The sequence below is a fragment of the Oceanospirillum maris DSM 6286 genome, assembly GCF_000422865.1.
Classification (GTDB): domain Bacteria; phylum Pseudomonadota; class Gammaproteobacteria; order Pseudomonadales; family Halomonadaceae; genus Oceanospirillum; species Oceanospirillum maris.
In genome coordinates, this window is sequence record NZ_AUGW01000007.1 from 140,165 (window position 1) to 157,655 (window position 17,491).

At 46.9% G+C, this 17,491-nt stretch carries 18 protein-coding genes; 12 read left to right on the plus strand and 6 right to left on the minus strand.

Features of this window, described 5'->3' with window-relative positions; all coding sequences use genetic code 11:
* Positions 1 to 30: 30 nt before the first annotated feature.
* The 4 genes from G517_RS0102225 to G517_RS21335 all read right to left on the minus strand — a co-directional run bounded on the left by G517_RS0102225 (position 31) and on the right by G517_RS21335 (position 3,416).
* Entirely contained in the window at positions 31 to 1,701 is a 1,671-nt protein-coding gene (locus tag G517_RS0102225) for an ATP-binding protein (protein ID WP_036590100.1), read from the minus strand.
* 101 nt (positions 1,702 to 1,802) lie between these two features.
* Positions 1,803 to 1,991 (minus strand): helix-turn-helix transcriptional regulator, encoded by a 189-nt coding sequence (locus G517_RS0102230; protein ID WP_028303041.1) that lies wholly within the window; start codon positions 1,989 to 1,991, stop codon positions 1,803 to 1,805.
* A gap of 175 nt (positions 1,992 to 2,166) precedes the next feature.
* Positions 2,167 to 3,111, minus strand: coding sequence for a tyrosine-type recombinase/integrase (locus G517_RS0102235; protein ID WP_028303042.1), 945 nt, complete (start codon positions 3,109 to 3,111; stop codon positions 2,167 to 2,169).
* Between the two features lie 41 nt (positions 3,112 to 3,152).
* Positions 3,153 to 3,416 carry an Arm DNA-binding domain-containing protein gene (locus G517_RS21335; protein ID WP_036590102.1) on the minus strand — a complete coding sequence of 88 codons (264 nt, stop codon included), beginning with the start codon at positions 3,414 to 3,416 and terminating at the stop codon, positions 3,153 to 3,155.
* Between the two features lie 332 nt (positions 3,417 to 3,748).
* Here G517_RS21335 and G517_RS0102250 point away from each other — a divergent pair, with 332 nt between their 5' ends.
* The 9 genes from G517_RS0102250 (at position 3,749) to G517_RS0102290 (ending at position 11,485) form a co-directional block, all read left to right on the plus strand.
* Positions 3,749 to 4,003: a hypothetical protein gene (locus tag G517_RS0102250; RefSeq protein WP_028303044.1), complete on the plus strand. Its 255-nt coding sequence runs from the start codon at positions 3,749 to 3,751 to the stop codon at positions 4,001 to 4,003.
* A 448-nt stretch (positions 4,004 to 4,451) separates the two neighbouring features.
* Positions 4,452 to 5,204 (plus strand): metalloregulator ArsR/SmtB family transcription factor, encoded by a 753-nt coding sequence (locus G517_RS21285; protein WP_028303045.1) that lies wholly within the window; start codon positions 4,452 to 4,454, stop codon positions 5,202 to 5,204.
* A gap of 29 nt (positions 5,205 to 5,233) precedes the next feature.
* Entirely contained in the window at positions 5,234 to 5,971 is a 738-nt protein-coding gene (arsH, locus tag G517_RS0102260; protein WP_028303046.1) for an arsenical resistance protein ArsH, read from the plus strand.
* Complete coding sequence (gene arsB / locus G517_RS0102265) at positions 5,971 to 6,987, plus strand: ACR3 family arsenite efflux transporter (protein WP_028303047.1); 1,017 nt, start codon at positions 5,971 to 5,973, stop codon at positions 6,985 to 6,987. Before arsH ends, arsB begins: the two co-directional genes overlap by 1 nt.
* Positions 6,988 to 7,083: 96 nt before the next feature.
* Positions 7,084 to 8,085, plus strand: coding sequence for an ArsJ-associated glyceraldehyde-3-phosphate dehydrogenase (locus G517_RS0102270; protein WP_028303048.1), 1,002 nt, complete (start codon positions 7,084 to 7,086; stop codon positions 8,083 to 8,085).
* Between the two features lies 1 nt (position 8,086).
* Positions 8,087 to 9,313, plus strand: coding sequence for an organoarsenical effux MFS transporter ArsJ (gene arsJ / locus G517_RS0102275; protein WP_028303049.1), 1,227 nt, complete (start codon positions 8,087 to 8,089; stop codon positions 9,311 to 9,313).
* 65 nt (positions 9,314 to 9,378) lie between these two features.
* Positions 9,379 to 10,119 carry a sigma-70 family RNA polymerase sigma factor gene (locus G517_RS0102280; RefSeq protein ID WP_051205885.1) on the plus strand — a complete coding sequence of 247 codons (741 nt, stop codon included), beginning with the start codon at positions 9,379 to 9,381 and terminating at the stop codon, positions 10,117 to 10,119.
* A gap of 124 nt (positions 10,120 to 10,243) precedes the next feature.
* Entirely contained in the window at positions 10,244 to 11,236 is a 993-nt protein-coding gene (locus G517_RS0102285) for a permease (protein ID WP_028303051.1), read from the plus strand.
* A 12-nt stretch (positions 11,237 to 11,248) separates the two neighbouring features.
* The gene (locus G517_RS0102290; RefSeq protein ID WP_028303052.1) at positions 11,249 to 11,485 is read left to right on the plus strand and encodes a thioredoxin family protein; all 237 of its coding nucleotides are present in this window, start codon (positions 11,249 to 11,251) and stop codon (positions 11,483 to 11,485) included.
* A gap of 131 nt (positions 11,486 to 11,616) precedes the next feature.
* Here G517_RS0102290 and G517_RS0102295 read toward each other — a convergent pair whose 3' ends face one another.
* The gene (locus G517_RS0102295) at positions 11,617 to 13,947 is read right to left on the minus strand and encodes a TonB-dependent receptor domain-containing protein (RefSeq protein ID WP_028303053.1); all 2,331 of its coding nucleotides are present in this window, start codon (positions 13,945 to 13,947) and stop codon (positions 11,617 to 11,619) included.
* 253 nt (positions 13,948 to 14,200) lie between these two features.
* On the opposite strand from G517_RS0102295, the gene G517_RS17430 reads away from it, so the two are divergent.
* From G517_RS17430 to G517_RS17435, 3 genes are all read left to right on the plus strand, one after another.
* Complete coding sequence (locus tag G517_RS17430) at positions 14,201 to 14,983, plus strand: response regulator (protein ID WP_245543172.1); 783 nt, start codon at positions 14,201 to 14,203, stop codon at positions 14,981 to 14,983.
* A 3-nt stretch (positions 14,984 to 14,986) separates the two neighbouring features.
* Positions 14,987 to 15,277: an HD-GYP domain-containing protein gene (locus G517_RS21425; RefSeq protein WP_483814916.1), complete on the plus strand. Its 291-nt coding sequence runs from the start codon at positions 14,987 to 14,989 to the stop codon at positions 15,275 to 15,277.
* Between the two features lie 200 nt (positions 15,278 to 15,477).
* The gene (locus G517_RS17435; RefSeq protein ID WP_051205887.1) at positions 15,478 to 16,512 is read left to right on the plus strand and encodes an extracellular catalytic domain type 2 short-chain-length polyhydroxyalkanoate depolymerase; all 1,035 of its coding nucleotides are present in this window, start codon (positions 15,478 to 15,480) and stop codon (positions 16,510 to 16,512) included.
* 93 nt (positions 16,513 to 16,605) lie between these two features.
* Here G517_RS17435 and speE read toward each other — a convergent pair whose 3' ends face one another.
* Complete coding sequence (gene speE, locus G517_RS0102310; protein ID WP_028303054.1) at positions 16,606 to 17,466, minus strand: polyamine aminopropyltransferase; 861 nt, start codon at positions 17,464 to 17,466, stop codon at positions 16,606 to 16,608.
* Positions 17,467 to 17,491 lie beyond the last annotated feature (25 nt).

Sequence of the window (17,491 nt, forward strand, 5' to 3'; positions counted from 1 at the left end):
ATACCGCGCAATACCGCGCAATACCTTAATTCAATCCTCTGTTGGAATGGTGTAATAAGCATTTCGAGTGGTGCCATGCATTTCAAGCTGACCATTATCCCGTAGCTTTTTTAGCAGCCTATTCGCCTGATCTTTTCCTAAATGACAGAGTTCCATCACTTCCTGCCGCTGAATACGGCCATGATGCTGCGCATGACTCAGCACCATCTGTTCATTCTGCAGCTTACTGAATCCTGCTTGTCGGGTGTACGCAATCTTGTCACCTTTCTCTTTATACATCGCCGCTGACAGCGTGTAGGTTCTGCCACGGGTTTTACCATGAGCCTCAACTAAACCCGCCTCAACCAAGGATTCAACAGTGCGTTTAGCCTGTCCAATCTCCTGCTGGATCAGAGCAGCCAAATCCTCTGCCGATAAGCGCTTTTGATCTTTTAATGCCGACAGAACGATCAAGCTGTTCACCGGCAAATTGCCTCTCTGCTTCTCCTGCTCAACGACCAGACGCAAGAACACCTCATCAGCCTCTACAGTATCCAGTCGCAAAACAACGCTGTTGTAGTCCGTCCGGTTGTAATCAGGCTGGGGGCGGCCAAAACGCAGCATACCTCGGTAGATTTTATCCACACCCCGACCAGAGCGCTCAACAATACCAATACGCTTCATCACATCTGCCAGACGTGGGTTTCTCGGTCTTGGCTCAGTGCTCAACAGGTTGTCTAAAGTCACACCTTCAACCAAGCCGCCGGGGTTACTGATGGTCAGTCCCTGATCGTCCAGACGAACATGCACCGCGCCCAGTTTATGATAGTCACGGTGAACCAGTGCATTGGCAACAGCCTCACGGAACGCCCCCATATCCACCAGCGGTACAGGCACACGAAACAGGCCTACCTGAATTTCACGTTCAGGGTTATAGGGGCGGAAATTTATCTCCAGCCATTCCAGTGCTTTTAATAAAGGGAAGCGGCGAAACTCATTAAAGCGGATGTCCTCCTGCTCCAATACCTGAAAGGCTAATTCATGCGTTGGGATAAAATCCCGTAACGCGGCTTCACGTCCGATAACCAACAAACCCGTTAACGTCGGCTGCCGTTCACCGCTGGGGGTTCTCGCAGTAAAACCCAGTGCAGCATCAAGCTGCTCATCATCCAGCTCTAAAAGCACTCTGTCACCGCCATAGTATTCAACGGACTGGCGAAGGCGCTCCCGTTCGAGCGGATCGAAGTCAGCAGTAGAGGCTCCCTGAACAATCTGCGCTGTCGCATCGGAAATACCAATTCTGGAAGCATGACTATCACGATCATGAGGCAACATAGCAACACACTCAGGCGTGCCATCTGGCTTAATCCGACGACGTAAATACTGGCCTGAAGTTGTGGCAACCTCAGAATGAATAGCCTTGGGCACCAGAATACGAGCCACCGTATAACCTTCAACCTGAACAGGCTCAACCACAATCTGTAACGCAGGAGATGTCCGGGCCGCAATTAAACCGGGTAGCCCGACTAGGTTCATGTGCGCCTTATGCAACCCCGTTGGTGTACCATCATCTTCAACACCAAGCCAAAGCTCGCCGCCTTCTGAATTAGCCATGCAGACCAAGGCCTGAACCAGCTCATCATCCGGCAGGCGTTTTCGGTCACTTTTGAACTCGACCGTAAGTGTTTCGGTCTGTGGAATTTCCGGGTACAGGTCAGCCATAATTTGCTCGTATCACTTTGAATGAACCACTTCCATAAAGTGGTAAAGAACTTGCGAACCAGAAGTCATTACAGATTAATTGTCTCACAGGTTTATTTTGCTTACTGCTGGCGTTCCCAGACAACCAGTTCTTCCAGCCTCCAGCGAGTGCAGCCAGCTAATTTAATCGGGTTGGGAAACTCAGGAACCATTTTAACCCAGCGCCATACCGTTGCACGCCCGATACTGTATCTTTGGGCAACATCTTTATCTGTCAGAAACTGTGCTGTTGAGGCGGTATTAGAAGCCATGACTTATCTCTCCTCTGATTGAGACAAGTTCCCCATTCTCTGCATAAATGATTGATGCGCAACAAGAAAAAAAGCCCAATTTCGCGGAACACCAAGTTTCGGGTTCTCATAGGTCTCTATGGGTAAATATGCACCCCCAAAGAATTTATCAAATGGTTAATTATTATTTAACCAGTCATCCAGCCCTTAAAGAGATAACATTGCCTGCCCCCTCAGAGATGACATTTTCCTCGATAAAGCCTCCCCATCTCGCCCAAACCATTTTCTGCCTCTCAAGCTGTTTACCCTGCTGATAGGTTCTGACCAACTTGTCGGCAGGAAGGTGGTTCAACATCAACTCAGCCAAGCGACTATCAGCCCCCAGCGTATCAACCCAGTGACTCGCACAAGTTCGTCGCAGGTCATGGACTGTGAACGGATTGCACTCCAGCGCACTACACACACGGCTAATTGAACGTGTTACCGCACGGGGGGTTATTGGCTGCCCCTTTAAAGAAGGTGATTCAAATACAAATTCAGCATGCCCTGAAAACTCATCAAGCGCTGACATAATTTTTCTAGCGCCATCAGATAAATAGAAGGTATGAGACTGCTTATTTTTGGAGCGTTCAGCAGGAAGTACCCAAAGCCCGTTTTCGAGATCAAACTCCGACCATTTGGCTTCAATGACTTCTGAACGTCTGGCTCCTGTATAAACCAGCAACTTCAATGCAGAAACCATTGGGAAACTAATACTGTGTTTAGCATCTTCCAAGTAGCCCCAAAACTGGCGCAATTCATCTACTGATAACCAGCGATCTCTCGGGGCATTGGGTGTCGCACCAAAGTCTTTCGGTCTGAGTAATCGGGCGGGATTTTCTGAAACGATCTGGCGGGTTAAGCCGTAATCCAAAGCAAGGCTGACGGTTGTTAAACATTTACGTGCTTGCTCTTTGGTTAGCTTACGAATTTTATCCAGAGCCAAAGCTAACTGCCCTCGCTCAATATCGTTGGCTTTGAACTTACCGATATGTTTTTGCAAATAAGTTGACCAACGCCAGCGATGATCTTCAATAGTTCTCGGCTTCAGATCGCCTACGCTTTCTAGGTGATCTAACCAACGTTCAACGAGCACATCCATTGTCGCTTCAGCTTCACGCTTAGCTTTGCTCTCTGCTTTGGCTATACGTGAGTGATTCCTTGGGAGACCATTGCCACTGCTTCGTTATGCTCCTGAACGGCTTCTGGAAGTGACAATTCATTGACCGCCCCTAATCTTATATCTATTCGCTTATCAGATAGCCGAAGGCGGCTGTAGAACGTCTTTGCTCCATTCGGCGTAACCTGAACCAACAAGCCACCTTTTGCCATCATGGAAGTCTTTACGCTGCACGTGTATTTCTTGTCTTCTGCCTTCAGAGCCTGAAGCCCACGGGCTGTTGTCACTGCTTTACGTTCGGAACTTGGAAGCAGTGCTTTAAAAAGCCTGCGGAATCAGAATACCGGCGGTAAGAATAATGAGAAAGGTGCGCGCCACGAGTGCAGATATGCGATTTACCAAATTGCTAAAGCAGTGGACGACCTAGACTTTGATCAAATCCGAATTGACTCGCAAACAAAAGCATTCGTAGATGATTTGATTGTGATTAATAAGGCATGATACGCGCTAAAGTCGATACAGACAGCTTTCGTGCCGTTATGGAAAAAGTAAAAAAATATCAGCCCACTGAGCTGATAGAGTTGCTACAAATACTCATGAGCGATGGCGGAGAATAGGTATGATTAATCAGGTAAACGATAGGATGTTTAGCAATCCTGATGACAGTCAAGCTAAAACCCTTCTTAATGCCCTTCTTGAAGAAGGTGTATCAGCTGACTCGTACCGCAAAACAATGTTCAAAATTGGTCAACACCTTGGTCAAAAATTGGCTCAATCTCAAGTAAAAAATATTGTGTTGCCTCCACTGTCGAAGACGCGGACTTTCTCGCTAAAGATTCCCAGCGAGATGGAGATACAGTTATACCGGGGATAGGTGGAAGTGTGTATGAAAAGCTTGGCTATGGTAGCCAGAGACAGAAAAACTCTATTCTCCCCAATTTAGTGGAAGCGAAAATCTCAGCCGCACTACACTGAATATATTGTCATACTCTACTTTCCATATAACAGATAACCGTTACAAAGCCCCTTCACAAAAAGCTGGATACCCAGCATTAGGAATGCCATCTCACAGATCGGGGCTTTTCACACTATTTATTACTCCAAACCATCTTAGAATAAAAACACCACTACACACTTTATCTGCCGCACTCAAGCCTTTGATCACAACCTCTATCTCTTCCACAGATTATGGCTATGCACGCTTGTCTTATTTCACCTAAAACATACGAAATTCCATATATCTGTTTAAAAGCATATCTATTATTTTGCATATCTTTTTTTAACATATAGAATCCCCCTCAAGGCTAAACAGAGGGTAAGTCATGAAGAAGGTTTTGTTTGTGTGTACGGCCAACTCGGCTCGATCTCAGATGGCGGAGGTGCTTTTACGATATTTTGCCGGTGAGTCATTCGAAGTGTTTAGCGCTGGAACACAGCCCTCTAGCATTGATCCACGCACAATTGGGGCGATTGAAGGCTTTGGTTTAAAGGCCGATAATCTTGTCTCTAAATCTATTGAAAGTCTTGGTGATCAACATTTCGACTTTGTCATCAGTCTGTGTGACAAGGCCCATCAAGAGTGCAAATCTTGGCCTGACAGCGGTGTGGTGATGACTTGGGATTTCTCTGATCCTAAAGCAAGTAACGACCCTAAGGCTTTTGCTCGAACATTACAGGAGCTAAGCGAGCGTATTCGCCTGTTTGTTCTGGTTAATAGTAAAGCGGTTAAGTCTGACATTAAGGTGCTGGAGCCTCTCGATTTTTACAAAGCATTGGCGGATGAAACTCGGCTTTTAAGTTTGCTATTGATTGAGCAGGAAGGTGAGCTATGTGTCTGTGAGCTGATGGTGGCTTTAGATATGCCTCAGCCGAAAATATCCAGACACCTCAGCCAGCTTCGTAAAACAGGATTGCTCCTGGATCGCCGCCAAGGTCAGTGGGTATTTTATCAGCTCCATCCCCTGTTAAATGACTGGATGCGAGGTGTTCTGCAGACCACATTAGAACAGGCTCCTCAACTGTTAGAGCAGCCTTTATCCCGCTTAGAAGCCATGAAATCCCGTCCCAAAAAATGATGCCAGCATCTGTAATAAGGATGAATCTAATGAGCGATAAGACGCCTAACCTCCCGAATATCGACCACTGTCCTAACCTTGAATCCGGTCAGCTGCACAGCCCTGATATGGATAAACTGCAGCCGATAACCGGCAACCATGCGCCAAAAATTCTTTTACTGTATGGGTCACTGCGCCAACGGTCTTTTAGTCGCTTAGTCACCGAGGAAGCAAGCCGTCTACTGCAAGCGATGGGAGCTGAGGTAAAAATATTTAATCCAAGCGGTTTGCCATTACCGGATGATGCCGATGAAAGCCATCCGAAGGTTCAGGAACTGCGTGAACTGGCCCTGTGGTGCGAGGGAATGGTGTGGTGTTCTCCTGAACGTCATGGGTCGATGACCTCGGTTATGAAAGCGCAGATTGATTGGATTCCGCTCAGTGTTGGAGCCATACGCCCAACACAGGGAAAAACCCTTGCGCTGTTACAGGTCTCTGGGGGTTCTCAAAGTTTTAATACAGTCAACCAGATGCGGGTTCTTGGCCGCTGGATGCGGATGATCACCATCCCAAATCAGTCTTCTGTTGCGAAAGCCTTTATGGAGTTTGATGACAATGACCGTATGAAGCCTTCGGCTTACTACAACCGTATTGTGGATGTCATGGAAGAGTTGGTGAAGTTTACGTTACTCACCCGAGGCTGCAGTGATTATCTTACCGACCGCTATTCAGAGCGGGTAGAAAGTGCAGAGCAGCTATCTGCCCGTGTGAATCAGAGGGCCATTTAATGGGTATTTTCGAGCGTTATCTGTCCTTATGGGTCGGGCTATCTATTTTAGCGGGCGTTATTTTGGGCAATCTGGCTCCAGATGCTTTTGGCACCATCGCACAGCTAGAATTTGCCCACGTTAATCTGGTGGTGGCGGTTTTTATCTGGGTGATGATCTACCCAATGATGGTGCAGATCGACTTCAGCTCAATTAAAGACGTTGGTAAAAAGCCGAAGGGGCTGATGTTAACGCTGGTCATTAACTGGCTGATTAAACCGTTCACGATGGCGGCACTGGGCTGGTTATTTTTTCGGGTTATTTTTGCGGACTGGGTCGATCCACAAACAGCCGGTGAATATATAGTCGGTATGATTTTACTCGGCGTCGCCCCTTGTACGGCTATGGTGTTTGTCTGGAGCCAGCTAACGAAAGGCGATGCGAACTACACTCTAGTTCAGGTATCGGTTAACGATATCATTATGGTTTTTGCTTTTGCGCCGATTACTGCATTCCTGCTAGGGGTGAGTGATATTCATGTGCCGTGGGAAACCTTACTGTTATCGGTGGTGCTTTATGTTGTATTGCCGTTATTAGCCGGTATTTGGATCCGTCATCGACTAGAGCGCAAAGATGATGGCATTCGTCTTGAGCAGTTTCTACGCGCACTGAAACCTTGGTCTGTCCTCGGCTTGCTCGCAACGGTCGTGCTGCTGTTCGGCTTTCAAGCAGAAACCATTATTGCGCAGCCTCAAACCATTGGCATGATCGCGATTCCTCTGTTGATCCAAACCTACGGTATTTTTATTATCGCTTATGCCGCTGCCTATTGGTTACGTTTACCCCACAACATAGCCGCTCCGGCCTGCATGATTAGTACTTCTAACTTTTTTGAGTTAGCCGTGGCGGTGGCGATATCCCTATTCGGCCTTCATTCAGGGGCTGCACTGGCAACGGTAGTGGGCGTATTGGTGGAAGTACCCGTTATGTTGTCCTTGGTTTATATCGCCAATAAAACGCAACCTTATTTCATATGACCATTACCTAAATACCACCTAAACATCGCCTAAACAATCTTGTTTAAGCAACCGCATCCACTAAAGAAAAATGATAAGTCGTAAGGGAGAGAAATGATGGCTATTAAAATAGGTATAAACGGTTTTGGTCGTATGGGGCGACTGACGATGCGCGCTATTTTTGATCAGAGTGATGTCGATATTATTCAGATTAATGACCCCGCTGCCGATGCGGCGACCCTTGCTCATCTTATCAATTTTGACTCAGTGCATGGCCGTTGGAATCACGAAGCGATCGCTGTAGAAGAGCAGATGGTGATCGGTAAAAAATCCATCCGTGTCAGTCAGAATAAGCAGATTGAGGAAACCGACTGGTCTGGCTGTGACGTGGTTATTGAAGCATCAGGGAAGATGAAAAAGAAAGATGTTCTTCAGGCCTACTTGGATCAAGGGGTGAAGCGAGTTGTGGTAACGGCTCCAGTTAAGCAAGAAGGTGTGCTTGATATGGTATTGGGCGTAAATGACCACCTCTATAACCCAGAACAACACCGTATTGTTACCGCCGCCTCCTGTACCACCAACTGCCTAGCTCCGGTTGTAAAAGTGATTCATGGGCAGCTAGGTATCAAACACGGCTCTATAACAACCATCCATGATATTACCAATACCCAAACAATTCTTGATGCTCCCCACAAGGATCTCCGCCGCGCCCGTGCCTGCGGTATGAGTTTAATCCCAACCACTACCGGCTCTGCTACGGCGATTACCCATATATTTCCTGAGCTAAAAGGTAAGCTAAATGGCCACGCTATTCGAGTACCGTTAGCCAATGCTTCTATCACCGATTGTGTCTTTGAGGTTGAGCGCGAGACAACCGCCGAAGAGGTTAATGCTCTGCTAAAAACGGCATCAGAAACAGATTTAAAGGGTATTTTGGGTTATGAAGAGCGGCCTCTCGTCTCTATTGATTACAAAACAGACCCTCGTTCTAGCGTTATTGATGCCCTATCAACCATGGTTGTTAATGGCACTCAGGTGAAAATTTATGCGTGGTACGACAACGAATGGGGCTACGCGAACCGCACCGCTGAATTAGCGTTGAAGGTAGGACGATCTTAACATGCTAAGTCAGCTATCCTCCGGCGTTCGCCAGTATCTCATCGTCACAGGTAACTACTGGGCTTTCACTCTGACAGATGGTGCTCTACGGATGCTCGTCGTGCTGCACTTTCATGGTATGGGCTATTCTCCCCTGGAGATAGCCCTACTGTTTCTGTTTTATGAGGTTTTTGGTGTTATCACCAATTTAATCGGGGGATGGCTGGGAGCTCATTTAGGGCTTAACCGCACCATGAATATTGGTCTTGCGCTTCAGATAGTCGCGCTGACGATGCTTCTGGTGCCCGCCGCATGGCTGACTGTACCTTGGGTCATGGCTTCTCAGGCGCTGTCAGGTATCGCCAAAGATCTCAATAAAATGAGCGCTAAAAGTGCTATCAAACTGCTCGTACCAGAAGAGGCTCAGGGCAAGCTCTATCAATGGGTCGCCCTTCTTACAGGGTCTAAAAACACCTTAAAAGGCGTAGGCTTCTTTTTAGGTGGCGCGCTGTTGATGCTATTAGGCTTTGCCGGTGCAGCAGCGGCAATGGCGCTGGCACTAACCTTAGTCTGGCTAATAAGTTTGATATTACTGAAAGAAGATCTGGGCAAGGCAAAGCATAAGCCTAAATTCCGCGATATTTTCTCGAAAAGCGCCACCATCAATATTTTATCAGCGGCAAGGATGTTTCTTTTTGGCGCTCGCGACGTTTGGTTTGTGGTCGCACTGCCAGTATTTTTATCTCAAACACTAGGCTGGAGTCACAGTCAAACCGGCGGCTTTCTAGCTCTTTGGGTGATTGGCTATGGTTTAGTGCAAACCATAGCGCCGTATATTACCGCGTCAGCCCAAAAAACACCGAATGGCCGTACCGCAACCCTTTGGGCTTTGATACTGACCTTACTGCCAGGAGGTATTGCCCTTGGGCTAATGTCGGGACTTGATCCAGCCACCGTACTGATTAGCGGCCTGATGTTATTTGGGGCGATATTTGCCATCAACTCATCTCTACACAGCTATCTGATTGTTCGCTACGCAGGCAGCGATGGCGTGTCCCTTGATGTCGGTTTCTACTATATGTCCAACGCCATGGGACGCTTAATTGGAACCGTGCTATCTGGCTGGGTATTCCAATTGGCAGGACAGGGCAGCAGCGGGCTACAGGCTTGCCTTTATATCTCATTAGGCTTTCTGCTCCTAGCAACGCTTATTTCCCTCAAACTCCCTCAAGCCGAGCAAACAGCCTGACAACACGGCAACCACTAAAATAGCGACTAAGCCAATAATCACCGCTTATTGATGCAGGGAATCCCGTGAAACCAGAATTCTGTTGCGACCCTCACGCTACTGATAAACGTGCTAAAAAAGATGCTGCTGCAAACAAATCTAGCTGCAAAGTCTGCGAGTGTATGATTCAAGCGTGGCAACAGCATGAAGCAGAGCTGTTTAACTTCTTAGCCAGTCGGCTTAACACCCTAGAAGATGCGGAAGATCTGATACAGGAGCTTTTTATTCGTTTGTTGCAGCAGGGTGAAAAGTTTTGCTCGATAAAACAACCTAGAGCTTGGCTGTATCACGTGGCGCGCAATGCCTTAATTGATCGCTATCGGAAACAGCGTTCTTTTGTAGAACTCGACGAAAATCTATACGGTGGGTTGCTTGAAGGGCGGTTTGAAGAGCAACCTGAAAAACGGCCTGACACGCTGTTTCCAGAGCCCTTTATTTCAATTTCAGAGGGTCTTATTTCAGAGCCCTTTATTTCAGAATCCCTTATTTCAGAAGAGCTTAATCCTGCGGTTATGGATTTATTGGATCGCTGCCTCTGGCGGAATTTAGAAGAACTCCCCACAGAAGAGCTGGCGATTATTCGACAATGTGACCTTAACGGAATGCGCCAAAAAACATTTGCGCAACAAAATGGCTTAAGCCTACCCGCCACCAAAGCTCGGCTTCAGCGCGCTCGTCAGAAACTAAGAGGCCTGATTATTCATAATTGTCAGGTGCGCTTCGATGCCGCCGGAAAAGTCTGCTGCCATACCCCTCGTAACGATTGAAGACCAAAACCGACAAAAAACATAAAAAATACTGCATCCTTTTTCTAGGTGCTGCGTCCTCTAACTATGCCTTCTTATACGAATTTATCTTCTATACGAATCTGACCTAGGAAATGAGGATACGATGTTTATCATATTTACAGATTTAGCAAGCTGGCTAATCTATGATCTGCTGGGCCTATCTCCCGAGACAAAACTGGGTACGGCTCTGCATTTCTTTGTTGAAGATGTCAGCAAGATTTTTGTGCTCCTGATGGTAATGATCTACCTCATTGCCTTATTACGAGTCTCTTTAGATGTCGAACGGGTACGGGACTTCCTCGCACGAAAAAGCCGAGGCACTGGTTATATACTGGCCTCGGGACTGGGGGCGATCACACCGTTTTGCTCCTGCTCAAGTATCCCTGTCTTTCTAGGCTTTACCTCAGCGGGTATCCCTATCGGTATCACGATGGCTTTTTTATTAACGTCACCGCTAATCAATGAAGTAGCGGTGTTATTACTCCTAAGCCTTCTGGGTTGGAAGTTCACCCTGCTTTATGTCGTGGTGGGTGTCTTAGTCGGTGTACTCGGCGGCTTATTCCTTGATGCTATTCGGGCAGAACGCTGGCTACAATCTTTTGCGGCTAAGGCTCTAAAAGGCGCTCAAACCCAGCCGCTAAATACCGCTGAAGAAGATCACCCAAAAATAACATTTGCCGAGCGCCATACTTTCGCTAAATCAGAGACATTGGAGATTTTCGGACGAGTCTGGAAGTGGGTTATTGTCGGGGTTGGCTTAGGAGCGGCATTGCATGGCTTTGTACCGGATGGATGGATTGAAGCGCACTTAGGTGCGGGTCAGTGGTGGTCGGTTCCCGCTGCAACTCTGATTGGTATTCCACTGTATTCCAATGCCACAGGGGTTATTCCTGTCATGGAAAGTCTGATCACTAATGGCTTACCTATTGGTACCACACTGGCGTTCTGTATGAGTACTGTTGCCGCCAGCTTCCCTGAATTTATTTTACTCAAACAGGTTATGCAATGGCGTTTACTGGCGATCCTGTTTGCCATGCTACTGATATCGTTTACCACCATCGGCTGGATTTTTAACGGCCTATCTTTTCTTTTTTAAGGAGTTTCTAGTATGAAAACCATTACCGTATTAGGCACAGGTTGCACCAAATGCAAAAATACCGTGCAACTGATCGAAGAAAGCGCACAAGGGCTTGGCGTAGACGTTAAGGTGGAAAAAGTGGAAGACCCTGCCCAAATTATGACTTACAACGTTATGTCGACCCCAGCGGTTGTTCTGGACGGAACAGTGGTACACAAGGGCGGCATCCCAAGTAAAGAGCAGGTTATTGGCTGGTTAGAGTCCTGATAACACTCTCTCTTAAACTTAAAGCGATTCGCTTTGCATAAAAAAACGCCCACGGAGGAGATCTCCATGGGCGTTGAAAGGTAAGTCGATTGATTGAAAGGTAAATCGATTGATGTCTTAAACTATCATACTTAGAAGGTTACGTTAGCTGAGAACCAAAGGTTACGAGATTTATCTTTGTTGTTGTAATCATCGTAATAGGTCGGCTCGTAAGTTCCATCGCCATTATCTTCGAAGGATACCGACTGGCTGGTAAAATCTTGATCTAGCAGATTATTAACACGGCCCGTTAGAGTCAGATTATCCATAGCTTGCCAAGCAGCACCTAGATGTAGCACTTCATAGCTTTTGTAGTAGATATCGCCATCTTTACCCGCATCAACTTCGTTGCTTCGATTCAGACCGCGGAAACGTTTACTACGAGCTTCCATCGTTAGAAATACATTCACATCATCAGATGCCATCCAATCTAGAGTAGCATTAGCCATATGTTTGGCTGTGCCTGTTAGTGGATAACCTTCTTGTGCGCCACTTTTCTGCTCACTATCCGTATAGGTGTAGTTAGCACGAACAGAGAGTACAGGTGTAATCTCATAGCTACCGGCCAATTCAAGCCCTTTAATGGTAGCTTTATCGATGTTCACTTTCTTGGTGAAGGAATCATAACCAAGGTCAGCCCAACCTTCGCCGATATCCGCACAAGGTTCTACACCGCCCGTTGCTTCACAGCTGCTAAGGTCGCCTTGGCTCTGTATTTTGTCTTTAAAATTATTCTGAAACACCGTGGCATTAAAGCTATGACGTTTAGCAGGGTGCTGCCAGTAAACCGCCAGCTCAGAACTGACGCTGGTTTCTGGTTTTAGATCAGGCGTGCCCACAAAAGGACTAGTGCCTTGTCCGCCAAAACCTGTAATACCTTGGAAAAGATCCGTTGTTTTTGGTGTTTTATAGCCCGTACTAACACCACCTTTAACGGTCCAGCTATCCGCCAGCGCATAAACACCGTATAGACGTGGGCTGGTTTGACCACCAAAGGTATCGTGATCGTCATAACGCAAGCCTGCAGTTAAGGTGAAGTCCTGAGTAATTGCCCAGTTATCTTCAGCAAACAACGCCCAAGTATTGTGCTCTTGCACTTCGCCAGATTTATAGTTGTCGCCATACATACCGAAGACGCCATCTTCCAGCTCACCACGAATCAGCTGTACTCCGGTAATAACCTGATGGTCACCTAAAGGAATATCCAGTTTTGCATCTAATGTGTACTGGCGGCTTTCCATAACACGGTCGGGACGAGGTAAGAATTTCTCGCCGGATAGCGCTTGCAGAGCTTCCTTTGACATACCAGCATAGGGATTACCCGCTGCTGCCGTTCCATTGGCCGCATCGTACATAAGATTGATATCGGCACGCTCTTCCGCAGTTAACGGTAGCGTTCGGCCATCGTTGGTTGTGCTAAGGCTGGAGAAGCTAACCAAACTCATGATGTCACCCCAGTGACCTTCATGGCTTAGCGCCCACTCTTCACGATTAAACTCTTGCTCATCCTTATAACCGGTACGTGGAGAGCTATCTTTATACCAAAGGCGATCAATACTATCGACCGTACCTACTTGGCTGCCTTCGTTATCATAAACCTGCTTAGAGGCATCATAATCAAAAGTTAGCGTGTGATTATCATCAGGGGTAAAAATCAGGCTTAGGCCACCAGCTTTATTGGTGTTATCGACGGTTTTACCACCGCTACCAAAGCCCAGTTCCCGTTCATGAACCGTACCAGAAGGATCGGTTACATCAGCATAATCTGGCGTTGAGGATTCCTTGTCGTAGATACTGCCTCGAAGCCCCATCATTAACTTACCGGGCACCACTGGGCCCATAACGGAAAAGTCTAGGGTAGTATCATCGCCATAATCACTATCGGTTTGAACAGTACGGCTCGTTGTAATCGAACCGGACCATTTTTTAGCATCACGCTTAGTGATAATGTTAATAACACCACCCATCGCATCAGCACCGTATAGTGTTGAAGCCGGGCCACGGATGACTTCGATGCGCTCAATGGCATCCAACGGTGGGATATGGTTTAACTGGTTGCCGCCAAAGTTATTCGGATAGATATCACCATGGTTATTCTGACGACGACCATTGATCAGCACTAGCGTGTAGTCTGATCCCATGCCACGCATGGAGATGGTGCCTTGACCTGTTTTGTCCCGTGTTTCACCAACGTCAACACCTTCCAGGTCTTTCACTGCATCCAAAAGCGTCGTATAAGGGCGAGAGCGTAACTGTTCCTCGGTGATCACGGAGATACTGGCTGGAGCGTCTGTCAGTTTCTGCTCAAAGCCTGCGGCTGTTACAACAACCGAGTTAAGATTAACCTGATCATCAGCATAAGCTGTCGCTGCGGCTACCGCAGCACTTAGCCCCAGTAAAACTGGGCGAAATACAGTTTTCATTATCTAGCTACCCTCAAAGACACTTTGCAGTTATCTGGCTGGTTAAATTCAGCTCAGTAGACTAAATAACTATCAAATATAAATCATTATCATTTACATTCTTTACGTAAGGCCAAGACGGTGTTTTAAAGCAAGACAATTAACCTTTCTTATCTATCGATATAAGCCAAGATGAGGTTTGCACATACTTAAGCAAGGCTTTACATTGGCTTACATAGGGCAGGGGTATTAGCCGTTAATTTAGGATATGACAATGACATCATCACACATTGATATTTTTGCGGGTAAGCTTTTCATCGTTGATGATGAGCCGATAAACGTTAAATTGCTTGAACGAACTTTAGCAAAAGCGGGTTATCAAGATATTGAATCGACAATGGACCCCCGTGAGGTCTGTGACCGCTTTGCGGAGAAGGATCATGACTTGATTCTACTCGATCTAAATATGCCGCATATGGATGGTTTTGCCGTATTAAAGGCACTTAGCGAACGCTTCGACCGCCTGCCTCCCGTTTTAGTACTTACCGCTCAGTCCGCTCAAGAATACCGTACAGAAGCCCTAGAACTTGGCGCACAGGATTATGTTACTAAGCCTTTCGAACGCAACGAGCTACTGCACCGAGTTCGCAATCTTTTAGAAAGTAGGCTTTATCGGCGGGGTCTGGAGCTGCTCAATGAGTCCCTTGAAGAAAAAGTAGAAGAGCGCACAAAACAACTACAGCATACCCGTCTACAGGTTGTTCGACGCTTAGGCCGTGCTGCGGAGTATCGCGATAATGAAACAGGCCTACACATTGTCCGTATGAGCAAAATATCCTACTTGCTCGGTCAAGCAATGGGAATGGACAGCTATCAGTGTGATTTATTACTCAATGCCAGCCCTATGCATGACATCGGAAAAATTGGCATTCCTGACAACATCCTACTCAAGCCCGGTAAATTTGAGCCAGAAGAATGGGAGATTATGAAACAGCACGCTCAGATGGGGGCTGATATTCTTGAAGGTGAAGAATCAGATCTACTCTCTATGGCCTGAGAAATCGCCTTAACACACCATGAAAAATGGGACGGCAGCGGCTACCCCAACGGCCTTAAAGGTGAAGAAATTCCTCTTGTGGGTCGTATCTGTGCCATTGCCGATGTTTTTGATGCTTTAACGTCAGAACGTCCCTATAAAAAAGCATGGTCTGTAGATAATGCTTTGCAGTTAATTGAAGAAAATAGAGCAACGCATTTTGACCCACGCCTAGTCGATGCTTTTATGGCTAACTTAAACGGTATTTTAGCCATCCGTGATAACCATCAAGAACCTAGTATTGCAGAAAAATAAGCCTTTAATATTTTATGGTTAAATCCAGGCCCTGTGGATAACTCTGTTGTTAAGGGGGTTTTTATTGTGGGTAAAACGTGTCAATAAGCTGTTTATCCCCAAAATGGCATTTTTATCGTTCTATATAGGCAAAAGGCGCAATAGGCATATCCACAGAGATTCGCTATGGTACTCGGAATGTTCTCATTCAGGTTTCCCTTATGATTCAGCGATCTGCTTCACACCTTTTACGTGCGTTATTATTCGTTGGAGTGGGCTTTCTTGCGGCCTGCTCATCGAACACCCCTGATACTTCCTACGAAAAACTACCAACGCTTTCCAGCCTTAACAAAGCGCGGGTAACCGTGTCTGGTTTTTCTTCTGGTGGCTACATGGCAAATCAGATACACCTTGCTCACCCTGAAGAGATTGAAGGTGCAGCCATATTTTCAGCCGGGCCTTGGGGTTGTGCGATTAAAGGTTTGAGCCATGCCATGATGTCTTGCATGAAAACAACCTTGCAGATGGCCAGCTTAGATGAGCGTATGGTGATGCTGCACAAAGCCAGTCGCAGCGGTACCATTGGTGATCCGGCGCTACTGGTCGATGACCCTGTGTATATTTTTCTGGGACAGGCCGATACCGTTGTCGCGCCAGCGGTCACAGAGAGTTTGATCGGCTTCTATCAAAAGCTTGTGGCATCTTATAACCTGAGGGTGACAACCCTACCGAATGCAACTCACGGCTTTCCAACCCTGCAAACCGATGCCAAGTGCGGCTCGCCATCCTCATCGCACCTTCAGAATTGCAATTTCGATGGTGCAGGGGAAGCTTTCACAACCCTTTACGGTCAGCTGAAACCTGCCTCAGATGAAAGCCAGCTTAGCGGTGAAATCTTCGAGTTTGGTCAGGCACCGTTCTTTGAAGGCAGAGGGATGTTGGATCGAGGCTATCTGTATATACCCGCCAGCTGCAAAGATGCTAACAACCTGTGTCAGCTACATGTTGCTCTGCATGGCTGCGACCAGAGCGTAGAAGTGACCGGAGATAGCTTTATCCGCAACAGCGGTTTTAATCGTTGGGCCGATAGCAACAATATTGTCGTGCTTTATCCGCAAGCCACAAAAAGCCTAACAAATCCAAAAGGTTGCTGGGACTGGTGGGGATATGAAAAGGAACCTTTCTTTAGCCGTAGCAACCCTCAGATCACTGCGATTATCGACATAATAAATCAGTTAACAGCACGCACGGAATAACACCCTACAGAAACACAAAAACAGCCCGATGCTTAAATAGCATCGGGCTGTTTTTTTTTGAAGACTTTTTTACGGGCTTTTACACAAAAGCTTCTAGCCTAAAATTTTCTTCATAAAAGGTGGCAGTGTTAGTGCACCACGGTGCATGGCATCGGTGTAGTAATCGGTATCAAAAACCTTTGCCGCAGAATCGGCATCACGGAAGGATTTCACATCTGTGCCTTTACCCGCCATCGTGCAGCTCCACCAACCAGAAGGATAAACGGGCTGAGGGAACGGTAGCGTCGCTGTTGTGCTAAAACCAGCAGCCTGCATATCAACATGCAGATCCTTGATAATACTATCGGTGTGATACAGCGGAGATTCTGACTGCTGCACCATGATGCCGCCCTGTCTTAAGATACGGAAGCAGCGCTTAAAGAAATCAACTTTAAACAATCCTTCAGCTGGGCCTACGGGGTCTGTCGAGTCCACAATGATCAGGTCGATGCTTTCTTCTGGGCAGTTATCGACCCATTTTACGCCATCTTCAAACAGCAGCTCTGCACGCGGATCATTATTACTGTCGCAAAGTTGTGGGAAATATTTTTCCGACAGATCTGTTACCAATTTGTCGATATCGATCTGGGTTACTTTCTCAACACCAGGGTGCTTCAGCACTTCACGCAATGTACCGCAGTCGCCGCCGCCGATAATCACCACATGCTTAGGGTCTGCATGGCTAAATAAGGCAGGGTGCGACATCATCTCATGATAAAGGAAGTTGTCACGATCGGTCAGCATCACGCAGCCATCAATCACCATCAGGTTGCCATAGGTTTCCGTATCGTAAATTTCCAGCTTCTGATACGGGCTCTGCTCTTCATGCAGTTTAGCTTTTACCTTTAAAGAAAAGCCGGAGCCGCAGGATGTGAATATTTCAGTAAACCAGCTGTTGTCCATTTGTTCGCTCATAGCTACCTCAACCCTGATGGGAGAT

What these genes read in the sequence shown, in the direction of transcription:
- G517_RS0102225 (WP_036590100.1), bottom strand. Translation starts at nt 1,701, where the DNA reads ATGGCTGACCTGTACCCGGAAATTCCACAGACCGAAACACTTACGGTC.
- G517_RS0102230 (WP_028303041.1), bottom strand. Translation starts at nt 1,991, where the DNA reads ATGGCTTCTAATACCGCCTCAACAGCACAGTTTCTGACAGATAAAGAT.
- G517_RS0102235 (WP_028303042.1), bottom strand. Translation starts at nt 3,111, where the DNA reads ATGGATGTGCTCGTTGAACGTTGGTTAGATCACCTAGAAAGCGTAGGC.
- G517_RS0102250 (WP_028303044.1), top strand. Translation starts at nt 3,749, where the DNA reads ATGATTAATCAGGTAAACGATAGGATGTTTAGCAATCCTGATGACAGT.
- G517_RS21285 (WP_028303045.1), top strand. Translation starts at nt 4,452, where the DNA reads ATGAAGAAGGTTTTGTTTGTGTGTACGGCCAACTCGGCTCGATCTCAG.
- arsH (WP_028303046.1), top strand. Translation starts at nt 5,234, where the DNA reads ATGAGCGATAAGACGCCTAACCTCCCGAATATCGACCACTGTCCTAAC.
- arsB (WP_028303047.1), top strand. Translation starts at nt 5,971, where the DNA reads ATGGGTATTTTCGAGCGTTATCTGTCCTTATGGGTCGGGCTATCTATT.
- G517_RS0102270 (WP_028303048.1), top strand. Translation starts at nt 7,084, where the DNA reads ATGGCTATTAAAATAGGTATAAACGGTTTTGGTCGTATGGGGCGACTG.
- arsJ (WP_028303049.1), top strand. Translation starts at nt 8,087, where the DNA reads ATGCTAAGTCAGCTATCCTCCGGCGTTCGCCAGTATCTCATCGTCACA.
- G517_RS0102285 (WP_028303051.1), top strand. Translation starts at nt 10,244, where the DNA reads ATGTTTATCATATTTACAGATTTAGCAAGCTGGCTAATCTATGATCTG.
- G517_RS0102290 (WP_028303052.1), top strand. Translation starts at nt 11,249, where the DNA reads ATGAAAACCATTACCGTATTAGGCACAGGTTGCACCAAATGCAAAAAT.
- G517_RS0102295 (WP_028303053.1), bottom strand. Translation starts at nt 13,947, where the DNA reads ATGAAAACTGTATTTCGCCCAGTTTTACTGGGGCTAAGTGCTGCGGTA.
- G517_RS17430 (WP_245543172.1), top strand. Translation starts at nt 14,201, where the DNA reads ATGACATCATCACACATTGATATTTTTGCGGGTAAGCTTTTCATCGTT.
- G517_RS17435 (WP_051205887.1), top strand. Translation starts at nt 15,478, where the DNA reads ATGATTCAGCGATCTGCTTCACACCTTTTACGTGCGTTATTATTCGTT.
- speE (WP_028303054.1), bottom strand. Translation starts at nt 17,466, where the DNA reads ATGAGCGAACAAATGGACAACAGCTGGTTTACTGAAATATTCACATCC.